The organism is Ruegeria sp. YTSA135 (assembly GCF_059610165.1).
In genome coordinates, this window is the sequence record NZ_JBXWNC010000025.1 from 15,320 (window position 1) to 29,793 (window position 14,474).

A 14,474-nucleotide genomic window follows, 5' to 3' on the forward strand; every position below is an offset into this window, starting at 1 on the left:
ATCCAGCGCGGGTTTTTCGTACGTTAAACATTCACACATTTATATGAATAACAGGAAAGCCAATAGATGATTTCGCGACGTGACTTCTTGCAGGTTTCGATGGCTGCTTCGGCACTGTACGGGGCGTCTGGGTTCGGGAACTGGGCCAGACTTGCTGCACAGCAAAGTCTGTCGCAGGATCAACTGCTGGAGTTCGAGACCTTTGGCAATATCAGCCTGATCCATGTCACAGACATTCACGCGCAACTCAAACCGATTTACTTCCGTGAACCCGAGATAAATCTGGGTATTGGCGATGCACGGGGGCAGATGCCGCATGTTACAGGGGCCGCATTCCGCAAGGCTTACGGGATCGAAGATGGAAGCCCGTCCGCCTACGCGCTGACCTACAATGATTTCGCGGCGCTGGCGAAAACCTACGGCCGGGTTGGTGGCTTGGACCGTGTGTCCACCGTGATCAACGCTATCCGCGCGGACCGCCCAGACGCTTTGCTGCTGGACGGCGGCGACACCTGGCACGGATCGTACACCTGCTATCAGACGGCTGGTCAGGACATGGTCAACGTCATGAATGCGCTGAAACCTGATGCGATGACATTCCATTGGGAATTCACGTTGGGCAGCGACCGGGTTAACGAGATTGTCGAAGGGCTGCCCTTTGCCGCTTTGGGCCAGAACATCTTTGATGCCGAGTGGGATGAGCCCGCCGAGCTGTTCAAGCCCTACAAGTTCTTCGACCGGGGTGGTGCCAAGGTCGCCGTGATAGGGCAGGCGTTCCCCTACATGCCCATCGCGAACCCAGGCTGGATGTTCCCTGAATACTCTTTCGGTATTCGGGATGAGAACATGCAGGCAATGGTGGACGAGGTTCGCGATGCCGGTGCGGATGTCGTTGTCGTCCTAAGTCACAACGGCTTTGACGTGGACAAGAAGATGGCAGGCCGGGTTCAGGGGATAGACGTGATCCTGAGCGGTCACACCCATGACGCGCTGCCCGAGCCGGTTCTGGTGGGTAAGACGCATATCATCGCCTCAGGCTCAAACGGCAAGTTCGTCAGCCGCGTGGATCTGGACGTGCGGGATGGGCAGATGATGGGGCTGAAGCACAAGCTGATTCCGATCTTTTCGGACGTCATCGCACCTGATCCCGCGATCACTGCCCTGATCGACGAACAGCGGGCGCCATATGAAACCACGCTGCGCGAGGTGATCGGCAAAACGGAGTCGTTGCTCTACCGCCGTGGCAATTTCAATGGCACTTGGGATGACCTGATCTGCGATGCGCTGCTTAGCGAGCGCGAAGCGGATATCGCGATGTCACCCGGCGTCCGTTGGGGGCCGTCAATCCTGCCGGGCCAGGAGATTACGCGCGAGGACATATGGAACGTGACCTCAATGTCTTATCCGAATGCGTATCGTACAGAAATGACGGGGGAATTCATCCATGTGATCCTTGAGGATGTGGGTGACAACCTGTTCAATCCCGATCCCTATTATCAGCAGGGCGGCGACATGGTTCGCGTCGGTGGGCTTGGCTACCGCATCGATGTGACCAAGCCGCAAGGGCAACGGATCAGCGAAATGACCCTGCTCAAAACTGGTGAGCCGATTGACCCGTCGAAAACCTACGTCGTTGCTGGTTGGGCCAGTGTCAACGAAGGCACCGAGGGGCCGCCGGTCTGGGATGTCGTCGAAAACCACATTCGCAACCTTGGCACCGTCACGGTGCAAGAGAACACCAGTGTCGATGTTGTCGGCGCTTAAAAAACAGATGGAGACCTAAGAGATATGGATGACGCGTTCAAACCGTCCCGCCGGGCCTTCCTGAAAGGCAGTGCTGCGGTTGCAGCAGGGTCAGTTGCCGGTGCAGCTGCCGCAGACACACCCGACCCCCTGATAACAGAGCTTCAGGATTGGGCATCCTATACAGGTGCCGGCGTCGATGAGACACCATATGGCATGCCGATCAGCTTTGAATCCCATGTCGTTCGCCGCAATGTGGAATGGCTGACGGCCTCTCCGATTTCATCGATCAACTTCACGCCGATCCACGCGCTTGATGGCACAATCACACCACAGGGCTGTGCGTTTGAACGTCATCATTCAGGTGCGATTGAGCTGCGCAAAGAAGACTATCGCCTGATGATCAACGGGTTGGTCGATCGTCCGCTTGTCTTTACTTACGACGATATCGAGCGGTTCCCGCGCGAAAACCATGTGTATTTCTGCGAGTGTGCGGCGAATACCGGTATGGAGTGGGCGGGTGCGCAACTCAACGGCGTCCAATTCACCCATGGCATGATTCACAACATGGAATACACCGGTGTTCCGCTGCGTACGCTGTTGCAGGAAGCGGGGGCCGATATCTCACCCGACAAATGGGTCTATGTTGAGGGCGCGGACGCGTCATCCAATGGCCGCTCTATCCCGATGGAAAAAGCGCTGGATGACGTGCTGGTGGCCTTCAAGGCAAATGGTGAAGCGCTGCGGATGGAGCATGGCTATCCCGTGCGCCTGGTCGTTCCCGGTTGGGAAGGCAACATGTGGGTCAAGTGGCTGCGCCGCATCGAGGTTGTCGACATGGCGGTCGAAAGCCGCGAAGAAACATCCAAGTACACCGATGTCTACGCCGATGGCACAGCCCAGAAATGGACTTGGGTAATGGATGCAAAATCCGTCATCACCTCACCCAGCCCGCAAATGCCGATCAAACACGGACCGGGACCCTTGGTCATTTCCGGGCTTGCCTGGTCAGGCCACGGGCAAATTACGCGGGTCGATGTGTCCAAGGACGGTGGGATCACCTGGGAGACGGCTCGTCTTGGCAAGCAGGGCGACAGCAAGGCTTTGACGCGTTTCTATCTCGATACGAACTGGGACGGAGCACCAATGCTTTTGCAGGCCCGGGCGATAGATGAGACCGGCTATGTGCAGCCGACCAAAGACCAGCTACGCGAAAAGCGCGGTGAAAACGCGGTCTATCACAACAACTGTATCCAGACTTGGTACGTGAGCGCAGAAGGGATCGCTGAAAATGTCGAAGTCTCTTAGTCATGTTTTCCTGCCCGTATTTGGCGGTACAGCGTTCGTGCTTGCGGCGGCAGTGGCTATTGCGAACCGGAACTACGGCCAGTCGCAGATAGAAACCTTGGAAACCCGGATTGAGCAGGTCGAGGCAAACGCAGCAGCAGCCCGTGAAAATGCGCAAGCAGAAGCCAGCCGAGCAGCCGAGCTGGAGTTCAAAGTCGAAGAGATTCAGGCGGCGGCGGCAGAACGGGTTGCAAGTGGTGCGAATCTTACCGCACCCGCGCCTAGCCACGACGGCACTTATGGGCTTGGGCGGCCTGCATTGGAGGAAGAGGTCGCGGCCTGGGATGTGGATGTCTTGCCTGACGGGCGCGGCTTGCCAGCTGGGTCCGGCGACGTCTGGACCGGAGAAGAGGTTTTTGCCGACCGCTGCGCGTCATGCCACGGCGAATTTGCCGAGGGTGTAGACAATTGGCCTGTTCTGGCCGGTGGTTTCGATACGCTCGCCGACGAAGACCCTGTCAAAACCGTAGGGTCCTATTGGCCGCATTTATCGACCGCTTGGGACTACATTTCGCGCTCAATGCCGTTTGGTGAAGCGGGTACGCTAACCGCAGATGAGACCTATGCAATTGTCGCCTACATCCTTTATTCCAACGATCTGGTGGATGATGATTTCGAACTGAACAACGAAAATTTCGCCGATTTCGAAATGTATAATATGGACGGCTTTGTCGTCGATGTTCGACCTGAAACCGAATACTCCGAATGGCGCAAAGAGCCTTGCATGGAAAACTGCAAGGCAGAGGCCACCGTCACGATGCGCTCTGTTTTTTTGGTTGAGACGCCGCCAGAGGGTGGTTCGAACTCAGTCATGAATGACGCCAATCCGGATGAGCTGCCGGCTTTTACGGCGGACGGACCGTCATTCATCCCAACCGCAGCACCAAAGCCGGAGGAAGAGGCCGTAGCAACACCAGCCGTTCAGGAAGCGGCAGAAGTCGACGAAACCGCAGAACTGGTTTCCGCGGGAGAGAAAGTTTTTAAAAAGTGCAAAGCCTGCCATCAGGTCGGTGAAGGTGCAAAGCACAGCACGGGGCCGACATTGAACGGAGTTATCGGGGCGAATGCAGGGTCCGTCGAAGGGTTCAAATACTCGAACGCCATGAAAGACGCTGCCGAGGCAGGTCTTGTTTGGACCGCCGAAGAAATGGCGGCCTTCCTGGCAAAACCCAAGGAATACATGAAAGGCACGCGCATGTCTTTTGCGGGGCTTAAGAAACCAGACGACATTGAGGCGGTGATCGTCTACCTTAAGTCGTTCGGAAATTGATCATGCGATGGTCGAACATAGTTTTATGCGCAGCGGCAGTGGCTATTACTGCCTCATCGACCTATGCAACCGAAGACCTAGGCGATGCCGAAGCCGGAAAAGTGGTGTTCGCCAAATGCAAAGGCTGTCATCAGGTCGGTGAAGGGGCGGAGAATAAGATCGGCCCGCATCTGAACGGTGTCTTTGGGCGCAAGGCTGCGGGGCTAGAAGGTTTCAACTATTCCAAGAGCCTTGTACGCGCGGGAAACTCGGGCCTGGAATGGCACGCTGATACTCTGTCCGCCTATATCGAAAACCCACGTGCATTTGCCTCAGGCACGAGGATGAGTTTTCGCGGCCTGAAAGACCCGAAAGACCGCGCCAATGTGATCGCCTATCTGCGGGGATTTTCCGACAATCCTCAAGACATCCCCGAAGCGGATCCAACGGCGAGGGGCACAGATCACTCGGTCGACCCTGCGATCCTGGCGATTCAGGGGGATCCTGAGTACGGCGCATATCTCAGCAGCGAATGTACAACATGCCACCAGATCGAAGGGGGCGATGAGGGCATCCCCTCAATCGTGTATTGGCCTGACGAGGACTTCGTGGTCGCCATGCACGCTTACAAAGACAAGCAGCGGCCACATCCGGTCATGCAAATGATCGCCGGACGGCTGAGCAATGACGAGATCGCGGCATTGGCCGCCTACTTCAATAACCCAGAGTGACAGTACCGAATGGGAGGAAACACCATGACACTCAATAGACGAGTATTTCTTGGAGCCGCCGGGGTAGTGGCCGCCGGGCTATCTGCTCCGATGGTGCTGGCTCAAGGCAAGCCCCGTGTGGTGGTTGTCGGCGGCGGTGCGGGCGGTGCGACTGCCGCGCGCTACATTGCAAAAGACAGCAAAGGTGAGGTTGACGTGACGCTGATCGAGCCGTCGCGGACCTATTACACCTGTTTCTTCTCAAATCTTTACCTAGGTGGGTTTCAGGATCTTTCGGATATCGCCCACAGCTATGGCACGCTTGCTGCGAATTACGGCATCAACGTGGTGCATGACTGGGCCACAGGGGTGGATCGGGATGCAAAGACCGTGGCGTTGGCCGGTGGCGGGTCGATTCCGTATGATAAGCTGATCCTAAGCCCGGGTATCGATTTCGTTGACGGTGCCGTTGAAGGTTGGGACGTCTCAGCGCAGAACAAGATGCCACATGCTTACAAGGCGGGGTCCCAGACCGAACTTCTCAAAGCGCAGATTATGGCGATGCCCGAAGGTGGCACCTTTGCGATGGTCGCTCCGCCGAACCCTTTCCGTTGCCCGCCCGGACCGTATGAGCGGATTTCGATGGTGGCGCATGTCCTGAGGAAAAATAACCCGACAGCAAAGATCATCGTGGCGGATCCAAAGCCGAAATTCTCGAAAATGTCGTTGTTCCAGGAAGGCTGGGCAAACAATTACGAAGGTATGGTCGACTGGATCGGAGAAGACTTTGGCGGTGGCATTGTATCAGTGAATCCGGATGCAATGACAGTCACCATCGATGGTGAAGAGACCAAGGTCGATGTCTGCAACGTGATCCCGGCGATGAAAGCCGGACGCATTGCGGAAATGGCAGGGGTGACAGATGGCAACTGGGCACCGGTGAACGCTGCGGATATGTCGTCGAAGGCTGATCCGGACATCTATGTTCTTGGCGACGCAAGCCAGCAGGGTGACATGCCGAAATCCGGTTTTTCGGCCAACAGTCAGGCGAAAGTCTGCGCAAATGCCGTTCGCGGTGCGCTGACCGGGTCCAAGGTGTTCCCGGCCAAATTTTCGAACACCTGCTGGTCGCTTATCGACACGGATGATGGTGTAAAGGTTGGCGCAACCTACGAGGCGACGCCTGAAAAGATCGCCAAGGTTGACGGCTTTATCAGCCAGACCGGCGAAGATGCCGACCTGAGAAAAGCAACATACGAAGAGTCGCTGGGTTGGTACGCCGGTATCACCTCGGACATGTTCGGCTGACGCATTCGGGGGCTTTGACCGGTGTCAAAGACCCCGATGAGCAATCTGAGAAAATGCGGTTCAGGAGGAGGACTAAAACTATGAAACACTTTATCGCTGGGGCCGCGTTTTCAGCTGTTCTCGCAAGTCAGGCACTTGCGGAAGAGATCATCACCACCCCGTTTGATGGTAGTTTTGATGATGCCACGTTCGCCGTCGAGTCCGCGATTGTGGGGCAAGGGCTTGTCATCGATTATGTGAGCCATGTTGGTGAAATGCTGAATCGAACAGGCGCTGATGTCGGCAGCGACAAGCAGATATTCGCGGCCGCTGACATCTTTATTTTCTGCTCGGCAAAAATCTCGCGCGAGGTGATGGAGGCCGATCCGATGAATATCGGCTTCTGCCCCTACGGTATTTTTGTGGCCGAAGACGAAAGTGGCGTGATGGTGGGATACCGAAGCTACCCTGACGGGCCAATGCAAAAGGTCCAAGCGTTGTTGTCCGGGATCGTAGAAGAGGCCGTCGGGAACTGAAATGAACTACCAACAGTATTTTCGTGACCAGTTGGAGCAGTTGAAAGAAGACGGAAACTACCGGATTTTTGCTGATCTCGAACGACAACGCGGCGCGTTCCCAACTGCGCGGAGCTATGCGGAAAACGGCCCCGAGAAAGTCACTGTCTGGTGCTCGAACGACTATCTCGGTATGGGCCAGCACCCCGATGTTCTTGCAGCCATGCACAAGGCGATTGACAAAAGCGGTGCCGGGGCGGGTGGAACACGGAATATCTCTGGAACCACCCACGCGCATGTTTTGCTGGAACAGGAACTTGCCGACTTGCACCGCAAGGACGCGGCACTGCTGTTTACGTCGGGCTATGTATCGAATTGGGCCGCTTTGGGAACTCTGGCGTCCGGCATACCGGGCATCACGGTTCTGTCTGACGAGTTGAACCACGCCTCGATGATCGAGGGCATTCGCCACAGTCGTTGTCAAAAACGAATCTGGAAACACAACGACCTGGCAGACCTTGAAGGGCACCTTTCTGACCTGCCTGCCAATGCACCTAAGCTCATTGCGTTCGAAAGCGTCTATTCCATGGATGGCGACATCGCACCCATTGCCGAGATCTGTGATCTGGCAGATCGTTATGGCGCGATGACCTATCTGGATGAGGTACACGCCGTAGGGCTTTACGGTCCGCGCGGTGGAGGCATCGCCGAACGCGAAGGTTTGATGGACCGCCTGACGGTTATCGAGGGGACATTGGGCAAAGCGTTCGGCGTAGTCGGCGGATACATCGCGGCGTCGAAAGAGCTTGTCGATTTTGTCCGGTCCTTTGCCAGCGGGTTTATCTTTACCACTGCGTTGCCTCCGGCCGTGGCCGCTGGTGCTGCGGCGTCGGTTCGGCACCTCAAGCACAGTAATGCGGAGCGGCATATACACCAGCAGCGTGTGCGCGAAGTTCGGGACAAGTTGGACGATCTGGGTATTCCCCATACACCAAACCCAAGTCATATTATCCCGGTCATGGTTGGCGACCCGGTCAAGTGTCGCTTCATCTCGGATGTTCTGATACGTGACTATGGGATTTACATCCAGCCCATAAACTATCCGACGGTTCCCAAGGGAACGGAACGTCTAAGGATTACACCGTCACCGGTACATTCTTCTGAGGACGTGGACCGGTTGGTCGCAGCCTTGGGTGAGTTGTGGACGCAATGCCAATTGGCGCGCAAACCACTCGCCGCACAATGACAAGGCCGACTTGACCGAAGACAAGGACGCGCACGCTACGAAGTGAGAATTTCTGTTCATGGAGAGGCTCATTGATCAGTTGGGGGACCCGGGCACCTTGGCATTTGCCGGAGTGCTTGTCGGTATCTTGTTCGGTGTGACGGCTCAGAAGTCTCACTTTTGTTTGCGTGCATCGACTGTCGAAGTCGCCGAAGGCGAGTTTGGCCCCCGCCTTGCGGTTTGGCTGATCGCCTTCACCGCAGCGTTAACCTTGGTACAGGCGTTTGTCTCGTTTGAGTGGCTGGACTTTTCCGAGACACGCGCCATCGCGTCAACGGGCAGCCTAAGCGGTGCGGTAATTGGTGGAGTGATGTTCGGCGTTGGCATGGTGCTGGCGCGTGGATGTGCATCTCGGCTTTTGGTGCTGGCGTCCTGCGGCAATCTGCGTGCCTTGGTGACTGGATTGGTTTTGACCTTGGTGGCTCAGGCTGCCTACACCGGCGTACTTAGTCCCGCCCGTGAGTTTCTTTCCGGTATCTGGACTGTCTCGGGTGGCGCGCCGCGCGATCTTTCAAAAATGCTTGGGTTTTCGCCAATAGCCTATACAGCCATTGCAGCATTTGGACTTGTCTCGGCAATTGCGTTTGCGTCCCGCCGGAAAGTTGCGCTTACAAGGATCGTCTCAGCCGCAGGGGTTGGGGTGGCGGTGGCGCTTGGCTGGTTGATCACATTTGCCATCGCGCAAGCATCTTTTGAAGTCGTGCCTGTGTCTTCAATCACGTTTACCGGTCCGGCCACGGATACACTAATGGCGTTGGTTACCCAGCGAAACGTTGTGCTGTCCTTCGGTATCGGCCTTGTTCCAGGCGTAGCAATTGGCGCCTCAGGGTCGGCCATAACCTCAGGGGAGTGGAGGATTGAACGGTTTGGCCTGGATACCCCGATGGAACGTTATCTGGTTGGCGCTGTTCTCATGGGATTCGGAGCGATGCTGGCAGGAGGTTGCGCCGTAGGGGCCGGGCTTTCAGGAGGGTCCGCCCTGTCAATGACTGCTTGGCTTGCCGTTTTCTTCATGTGGGTTGGGGCGATCACGACGCATAGGTTATTGATGCGAATACCTGTTCCTCAACACTCCTGAGTTACTCGAATTCCATTTGCTCAAATACGCGCCCTGCATTTTTTGTTGCCAGTTCTTCAAACGTATCCAGATGGGCATAGGGTGATTGATCGACATAATAAGCCTCGGCCAGATCGCCGCCTGCATCCATATGCTCTTGAATCTTGCCGCGCAGATAGATCAGGTAGTCGCGCGTATAGCGGCGCACCTGATCCATATTCGTCGGATGACCGTGTCCGGGGATGACATATGTGGCATTCAAAGCCTCAAACTCGGTGTCCCAAGTCTCAAGCCAATCCGCTGTATAGGTGTCTTGAAAGATGGGTAGCATGCGCTCGTGAAACGCCATGTCACCCGCGATCACAAGGCTTTGGTTCGGCAACCAGATTGAGATATCGCCGGGACTGTGCGCAGGTCCGAGGTATTTAGCCTCGATCCGGAAGTCGCCCATCTCAACCACGTATTCATCGTCGAATGTCTCGGTTGGGGCAGCCAGAAAGGTTCCTTCTGCCTTGTCTTGATTGTATCGCTTCATCCCTTCCAGGATCTGGGGGCCGTACTCTTCGAATTCAGCAGCTGCATCCGAATGTGCGATGATTGGGATTCCGAGATCTGACCAATACGCGTTGCCAAGCATTGCGTGCCCCTGACCATTCTCGTTGAAGACAAGCTTGACTGGCTGATCCGTGATCGCCTGAATTTCCTTGTGAAGCGCTTGCGCCAAAACAAATGCAGCGCCGCCGTTTATCACCACCACGCCTTCACCGGTTACGATAAAGCTGAGGTTGTTGTTGTGACCAGAGTTTTCGTAGGTCGGCGGTGCGGTTGCGCCAATGGCGGAATAGACGCCAGGAATGTATTCAACTGGTTTGGAATACAGCACACTTTGCGGATACTGGTCCGCTATATCCTCACTGGCCCAAACTGGTGTAGCCAAGGCCAAGGCAAACGTCAGCGACCGCATCATTACGTCTCTCCAATGAATCTGTATGCAGAGCCAGCTTTTTCGACCCGGCCGACTCCTCCATTTGGCAGGTGGAAGCCAATGATTTTCATTTGATCCTGCGACGTCTGATCCAGTAACGAACTCCGCACGGTTGCGGCAGCCTGCGGATCCTGATCCGTGCCGCTGTACCAATCGGGGCGTTCGAAAGCCACGTGCGGATTTCCGATCGCGTCGCCGACAATCATCACAGAGTCACTGCCATTGCGAATTTCAAAGGCCATGTGCCCGGGCGTGTGTCCAAAACTTGCCCGGGCGGCGATGCCAGGAAGAACCTCTTGCCCATCGTCAAAGAACGTGACCTGATCCTCAATGGCTTCCATACGCCGCTTTGCACCAACTGCGAACGCGGCGCGATCCTCGCCAATCGTCTCTACAGTTGAAGGGTTCCACCAATAGTCCCATTCTTTGCGACCGATGTGATGCGTTGCGTTGGGGAACAGCAGGTCGTCGAAATCATCCAAAACACCCCATATGTGATCCGGGTGCGCATGAGTGAAAACCACGTGGGTGACATCCTCGGGCGACAGGTCGATTGTTTCAAGAGTTTCCAAAAGCTTGCCGGATGTGGGCATGAAATCTGGTCCGGCTCCAACATCGAATAGCACAGTGTTCTCATCGTCGCGGTAGAGCGCAACGTTGCACTCTGGCTCGTATTTGGTCATGTCTACTTGATTGCGGTTCAGAAGCTGGTCGAGTTCTTGCTGAGGCATTAACCCGAAGACCATCTCCGGTGGTAAGGACAGGTACCCGTCTGACAAGGTCGTAATCCGAGCTGAAGAACCAAGCTGTAAATCCGCCCGGACGATTTTGGATTGAGCTCCAAGCGCCGTGCAACATGCGGCGTTGAACAAGAAAGCGCGTCGAGAAAAGGTATTTCCATTCATATACAATCATTAAAATGAATATTTTAATTTGTAAATGAAGAAAGAAAGGCAATGGGTGCAAAGCCGCTTTCGCCAGGATCACAGAGTGTCTCGGCTTAGGGCTGCTATCAGCCTTTTACCAATCCTGTGTCAACGATCATTTGGTCTAAGAAAACAAATGACGAGTTTGTCGCTCAACTTCGACTTTTGACGAATTGGGGATCGAACGCGTGCAGCGAATGGCTGGATTGAAGGGTTGCGATGCACCATAGAACCGATCAGGTCAAAGGCAGGAGGGGATTGCCCGCGAAGACGGTCCAGCCGTTTAGATTTTGATAGCTCCGGCGATAGCCAGCGCGCGAATGGCAGGCAAGTTTGGTATATCCATGACAGATCCTCCGATCCGGTATGCCCAACCACATCGACAACCCGGCGTTGACAAGGCATCGTATCACGAGATGCTGCACTGCATCCGGGGACGGCCGTGAGTCCTAACTGTGAGTTTTATCCTGTCGTTGCGCGACCTCGCCCGCCGCCTTGGCCCGATTCGCCAGCCCGCCCTGCATCCTGACCTTTGTCGCATCTCTCGTGCTGCTCCCCTCCACCGCAACAAAAAATGGTAAATCGTCAATCCGTGCGGATGACAAATTCGGGTCTTGGTGGCCGGTTATATCGAACGGGTAATTTCGGAAAGCCCAAGTGCGAGCATCAGGAGCGAGACAGCGGCAATCCATGCGGCCGCCACGCGAAAAGCGATTCCTACCCAAGGCTCAGTGAAACGCTCTTTGATCAGAAGAAAAATTCCAACAAGGTATAACATACCCATATTCGCGCCGACCATCGAGCCTGACATTGTGAACAGCCTGTCTTGACGCGGGCCTTCGTCTGGAACGGATGCATCTCCTATCAAGAAGGCTCCGACACCGATCAATGCCAGGGCTACCGGAAACAGTTTGCCAGGAAAAAGCGCTGCAACCGAACACACGACAAAGGCCAAAGCGAACATGGTCGCGTCGAGTTCTTCAAAATCAAAGGCAAGCATCAAGCCGCCAAGGCTGGCAACCAGAAAGCTGCCAAGTAGCCACTGCACCCTTGCAGTTTCGAACCCACCAGCAACCAATGCAAGTCCAAGCAGTAGAAGTGCCTGCGGTGGTGTAGAAAAGGGATGGAGGAGCCCGACGTAAAACCCTTCCATGCCGGGGACGGGGCTATGTGCTGATGCCGGATTGGCAACGAGCACCAACAAGGGAAGATATAGTAGCGGCCTAAGCTTTTTCATACTCAGGCAACGCCGGTGAGGAACACGAGTCCTGCGAATGCAATCAATCCACCGGCACCGCGAACGGCAATTCTGCCAGCAGGCCACCGAACAAGTATTCCAAACGAAATACCGATAAGATGCAGTAAACCGGTTGAAACGACGAAACCAACTGCATAGGCGAACGCGTTAACGGTTGCGGGAAGTTCGGTGCCATGCGCATAGCCGTGGAACACCGCAAAAGACCCGACAATCACAGCACAAACCCAAATTGGTGGCTTCACGGCAAAAACTATCATTATTCCCAGCACCACAGCGGAAAGAGCGATACCCGTTTCGATAGCCGGAATGGGAATCCCAATTATTCCCGCAACCGCGCCAAAGGCCATTACCAGCGGAAACACAACAGGCAGAATCCAGACTGCAGGCGCTCCTAGAAAGGCACCCCACAGACCAACTGCGACCATTGCCGCCACGTGGTCCCACCCAAGTATAGGATGCGTGAAGCCTGCAACGAAGCCTCCGCCATAACCATCTCCAGAGTGAGCGTAAGCTGCAAATGCGGTGAAACAATAGACCAAAGCAGACAAAAAAAGACCAGACGCAATGCGGGCGAGCAAAACCAAAACCCCTCAAAATATCCTAGGCTGATATTGTCACTTTACTTTTTGTTGCAACTCAACCCAAGACGAGCGTCTGCATATTCTTGCCCCTCAAAGAGTTCTGGTCAGGTCGTCGCAATGCCACTTAAAGCCTATAAGCCAAAGCTCGGGTCATTCTGACTTAAATCATGCGTGGAGGCTCTGTCGGAACGCTCTGCTTCATAGTCAACGCCAGATTGCCGGTAGTAAAACTTGGGCGACGTTTGATCCCGGACGTGCCATTGGTCACTTCGCAGGATAGCCTATTGCAGGTCATCTAACTTGACGCTGAAGCCATTTAAATCAGCTCGCCCCACAAATCTCCGGTCTATGTACCACGGGTGCCGATCATCGGTTCCCGTCGCTCAATTCTGCGTTCCATTTAGATTAATTCAGTTTTCCCGATCTTTCACAATCCGCTACTTTGCCCTCAGCGGCACAAGGAGCGAACTAATGGATATTAGACGTCTCACAGGTCGCCTCGGGGCAGAAATCTTTGGAGCCGATATCCGAGACAGCGGCCAGTTCGAAAAGATCCACACAGCATTTGCTGAGCATTCTGTCATTATCCTCAGAGGGCAAAGCGCCAGCCCCAAGAACCACTTGAACTTTGCCCGCCGCTTTGGGCCGATCGACGTGAACCGCTTTTTCAAGCCGGTCGACGGCTACCCCGAAATCGCGACGGTCTTAAAGGAAAAGGATCAGAAAGAAGCGGTGGGCGAAGGCTGGCATACTGATCATTCCTATGATCAGGTTCCGGCCATGGGTTCGATCCTGCATGCCATTGAGATGCCGCCTTATGGCGGAGATACGTTGTTCGTGTCTATGAGGGCGGCTTACGAGGCCCTGTCAGATTCTATGCGTCGGTTCCTTGATGGGCTTACTGCCCTGCATTCTTCCCGCCATGTCTTCGGTGCTGCCGCGCAGAATAGCGAAGCCGCCAAGAGCGGAAAGCTGGGAAATGCGGAAAAGGCCACCCAGGAGCGCGCCACCCCGTTGTGATTACGCATCCGCTCAGCGGGCACCGTGGGCTATTCGTGAACCCTGTTTTTACGACCCATGTCGAAGAGCTCAGCGCGGAGGAGTCTGCCGCCATCCTCGCGATGCTCTATGAGCATTGCAAACAGCCCGAGTTCCAGTGCCGTGTTCGTTGGCGGGAAGGTGATATTACCATGTGGGACAACCGGGCCACTTGGCACAAGGCGATCAACGATTATCACGGTTTCCGCCGTCTGATGCACAGGGTTACGGTGGAAGGCGTAGCCTTGACCTAGCAGCCACCTGCCATTGACCGCGACCGTGTGAAAAAAAGCCCGTGCGCACAGTAAGAATCCCGCTGCCAGCCGTTTTGCAGAGTTTACCAGATAAACGCACTTCGCATTTTTTTTACCCAAGGACGTTACCAACAAACAAGCTTTCGTTTTTCCGAAGCCGGTGCGGCAATTGGTAGGCTGGTTTCAACCAGTTGCAGTCCTTTACCGCCGTAGACGCGAACATCATGAGATTGCCTATT

At 55.2% G+C, this 14,474-nt stretch carries 14 protein-coding genes; 10 read left to right on the plus strand and 4 right to left on the minus strand.

Annotated features, from left to right (window positions below):
• Nucleotides 1-66 precede the first annotated feature (66 nt).
• The 8 genes from soxB to AC2FIT_RS21115 all read left to right on the plus strand — a co-directional run bounded on the left by soxB (nt 67) and on the right by AC2FIT_RS21115 (nt 9,214).
• On the plus strand, nt 67-1,764 hold the full coding sequence (soxB, locus tag AC2FIT_RS21080; RefSeq protein WP_496832184.1) for a thiosulfohydrolase SoxB: 1,698 nt from the start codon (nt 67-69) through the stop codon (nt 1,762-1,764).
• Nucleotides 1,765-1,788: 24 nt separating this feature from the next.
• Nucleotides 1,789-3,051 carry a sulfite dehydrogenase gene (soxC, locus tag AC2FIT_RS21085; RefSeq protein WP_496832186.1) on the plus strand — a complete coding sequence of 421 codons (1,263 nt, stop codon included), beginning with the start codon at nt 1,789-1,791 and terminating at the stop codon, nt 3,049-3,051.
• A complete protein-coding gene (locus AC2FIT_RS21090; RefSeq protein WP_496832187.1) occupies nt 3,035-4,360 on the plus strand; it encodes a c-type cytochrome in 1,326 nt (441 codons plus the stop codon). The genes soxC and AC2FIT_RS21090 overlap by 17 nt, the downstream gene beginning before the upstream one ends.
• 2 nt (nt 4,361-4,362) lie before the next feature.
• On the plus strand, nt 4,363-5,070 hold the full coding sequence (locus tag AC2FIT_RS21095) for a c-type cytochrome (RefSeq protein ID WP_496832189.1): 708 nt from the start codon (nt 4,363-4,365) through the stop codon (nt 5,068-5,070).
• A 24-nt stretch (nt 5,071-5,094) separates the two neighbouring features.
• Complete coding sequence (locus tag AC2FIT_RS21100) at nt 5,095-6,357, plus strand: FCSD flavin-binding domain-containing protein (protein ID WP_496832191.1); 1,263 nt, start codon at nt 5,095-5,097, stop codon at nt 6,355-6,357.
• A gap of 80 nt (nt 6,358-6,437) precedes the next feature.
• Nucleotides 6,438-6,872, plus strand: a complete 435-nt coding sequence (locus tag AC2FIT_RS21105) for a DUF302 domain-containing protein (protein WP_496832193.1) — start codon at nt 6,438-6,440, stop codon at nt 6,870-6,872.
• Nucleotide 6,873: 1 nt separating this feature from the next.
• A complete protein-coding gene (hemA, locus tag AC2FIT_RS21110) occupies nt 6,874-8,097 on the plus strand; it encodes a 5-aminolevulinate synthase (protein WP_496832195.1) in 1,224 nt (407 codons plus the stop codon).
• Between the two features lie 58 nt (nt 8,098-8,155).
• Nucleotides 8,156-9,214 carry a YeeE/YedE family protein gene (locus AC2FIT_RS21115; RefSeq protein ID WP_496832197.1) on the plus strand — a complete coding sequence of 353 codons (1,059 nt, stop codon included), beginning with the start codon at nt 8,156-8,158 and terminating at the stop codon, nt 9,212-9,214.
• Between the two features lies 1 nt (nt 9,215).
• Here AC2FIT_RS21115 and AC2FIT_RS21120 read toward each other — a convergent pair whose 3' ends face one another.
• From AC2FIT_RS21120 to AC2FIT_RS21135, 4 genes are all read right to left on the minus strand, one after another.
• On the minus strand, nt 9,216-10,160 hold the full coding sequence (locus AC2FIT_RS21120; protein WP_496832198.1) for an MBL fold metallo-hydrolase: 945 nt from the start codon (nt 10,158-10,160) through the stop codon (nt 9,216-9,218).
• Entirely contained in the window at nt 10,160-10,909 is a 750-nt protein-coding gene (locus AC2FIT_RS21125; RefSeq protein ID WP_496832200.1) for an MBL fold metallo-hydrolase, read from the minus strand. Before AC2FIT_RS21125 ends, AC2FIT_RS21120 begins: the two co-directional genes overlap by 1 nt.
• 820 nt (nt 10,910-11,729) lie before the next feature.
• Entirely contained in the window at nt 11,730-12,341 is a 612-nt protein-coding gene (locus tag AC2FIT_RS21130) for a HupE/UreJ family protein (RefSeq protein WP_496832201.1), read from the minus strand.
• A gap of 2 nt (nt 12,342-12,343) precedes the next feature.
• On the minus strand, nt 12,344-12,946 hold the full coding sequence (locus tag AC2FIT_RS21135; RefSeq protein WP_496832203.1) for a HupE/UreJ family protein: 603 nt from the start codon (nt 12,944-12,946) through the stop codon (nt 12,344-12,346).
• Between the two features lie 468 nt (nt 12,947-13,414).
• On the opposite strand from AC2FIT_RS21135, the gene AC2FIT_RS21140 reads away from it, so the two are divergent.
• Together AC2FIT_RS21140 and AC2FIT_RS21145 are read left to right on the plus strand one after the other, a co-directional pair.
• Entirely contained in the window at nt 13,415-13,963 is a 549-nt protein-coding gene (locus AC2FIT_RS21140) for a TauD/TfdA dioxygenase family protein (protein WP_496832204.1), read from the plus strand.
• Nucleotides 13,960-14,235, plus strand: a complete 276-nt coding sequence (locus AC2FIT_RS21145; protein ID WP_496832205.1) for a TauD/TfdA dioxygenase family protein — start codon at nt 13,960-13,962, stop codon at nt 14,233-14,235. The genes AC2FIT_RS21140 and AC2FIT_RS21145 overlap by 4 nt, the downstream gene beginning before the upstream one ends.
• Nucleotides 14,236-14,474 lie beyond the last annotated feature (239 nt).

Coding starts and splice junctions, on each gene's coding strand:
- soxB (WP_496832184.1), top strand. CDS start 67: ATGATTTCGCGACGTGACTTCTTGCAGGTTTCGATGGCTGCTTCGGCA.
- soxC (WP_496832186.1), top strand. CDS start 1,789: ATGGATGACGCGTTCAAACCGTCCCGCCGGGCCTTCCTGAAAGGCAGT.
- AC2FIT_RS21090 (WP_496832187.1), top strand. CDS start 3,035: ATGTCGAAGTCTCTTAGTCATGTTTTCCTGCCCGTATTTGGCGGTACA.
- AC2FIT_RS21095 (WP_496832189.1), top strand. CDS start 4,363: ATGCGATGGTCGAACATAGTTTTATGCGCAGCGGCAGTGGCTATTACT.
- AC2FIT_RS21100 (WP_496832191.1), top strand. CDS start 5,095: ATGACACTCAATAGACGAGTATTTCTTGGAGCCGCCGGGGTAGTGGCC.
- AC2FIT_RS21105 (WP_496832193.1), top strand. CDS start 6,438: ATGAAACACTTTATCGCTGGGGCCGCGTTTTCAGCTGTTCTCGCAAGT.
- hemA (WP_496832195.1), top strand. CDS start 6,874: ATGAACTACCAACAGTATTTTCGTGACCAGTTGGAGCAGTTGAAAGAA.
- AC2FIT_RS21115 (WP_496832197.1), top strand. CDS start 8,156: ATGGAGAGGCTCATTGATCAGTTGGGGGACCCGGGCACCTTGGCATTT.
- AC2FIT_RS21120 (WP_496832198.1), bottom strand. CDS start 10,160: ATGATGCGGTCGCTGACGTTTGCCTTGGCCTTGGCTACACCAGTTTGG.
- AC2FIT_RS21125 (WP_496832200.1), bottom strand. CDS start 10,909: ATGCCTCAGCAAGAACTCGACCAGCTTCTGAACCGCAATCAAGTAGAC.
- AC2FIT_RS21130 (WP_496832201.1), bottom strand. CDS start 12,341: ATGAAAAAGCTTAGGCCGCTACTATATCTTCCCTTGTTGGTGCTCGTT.
- AC2FIT_RS21140 (WP_496832204.1), top strand. CDS start 13,415: ATGGATATTAGACGTCTCACAGGTCGCCTCGGGGCAGAAATCTTTGGA.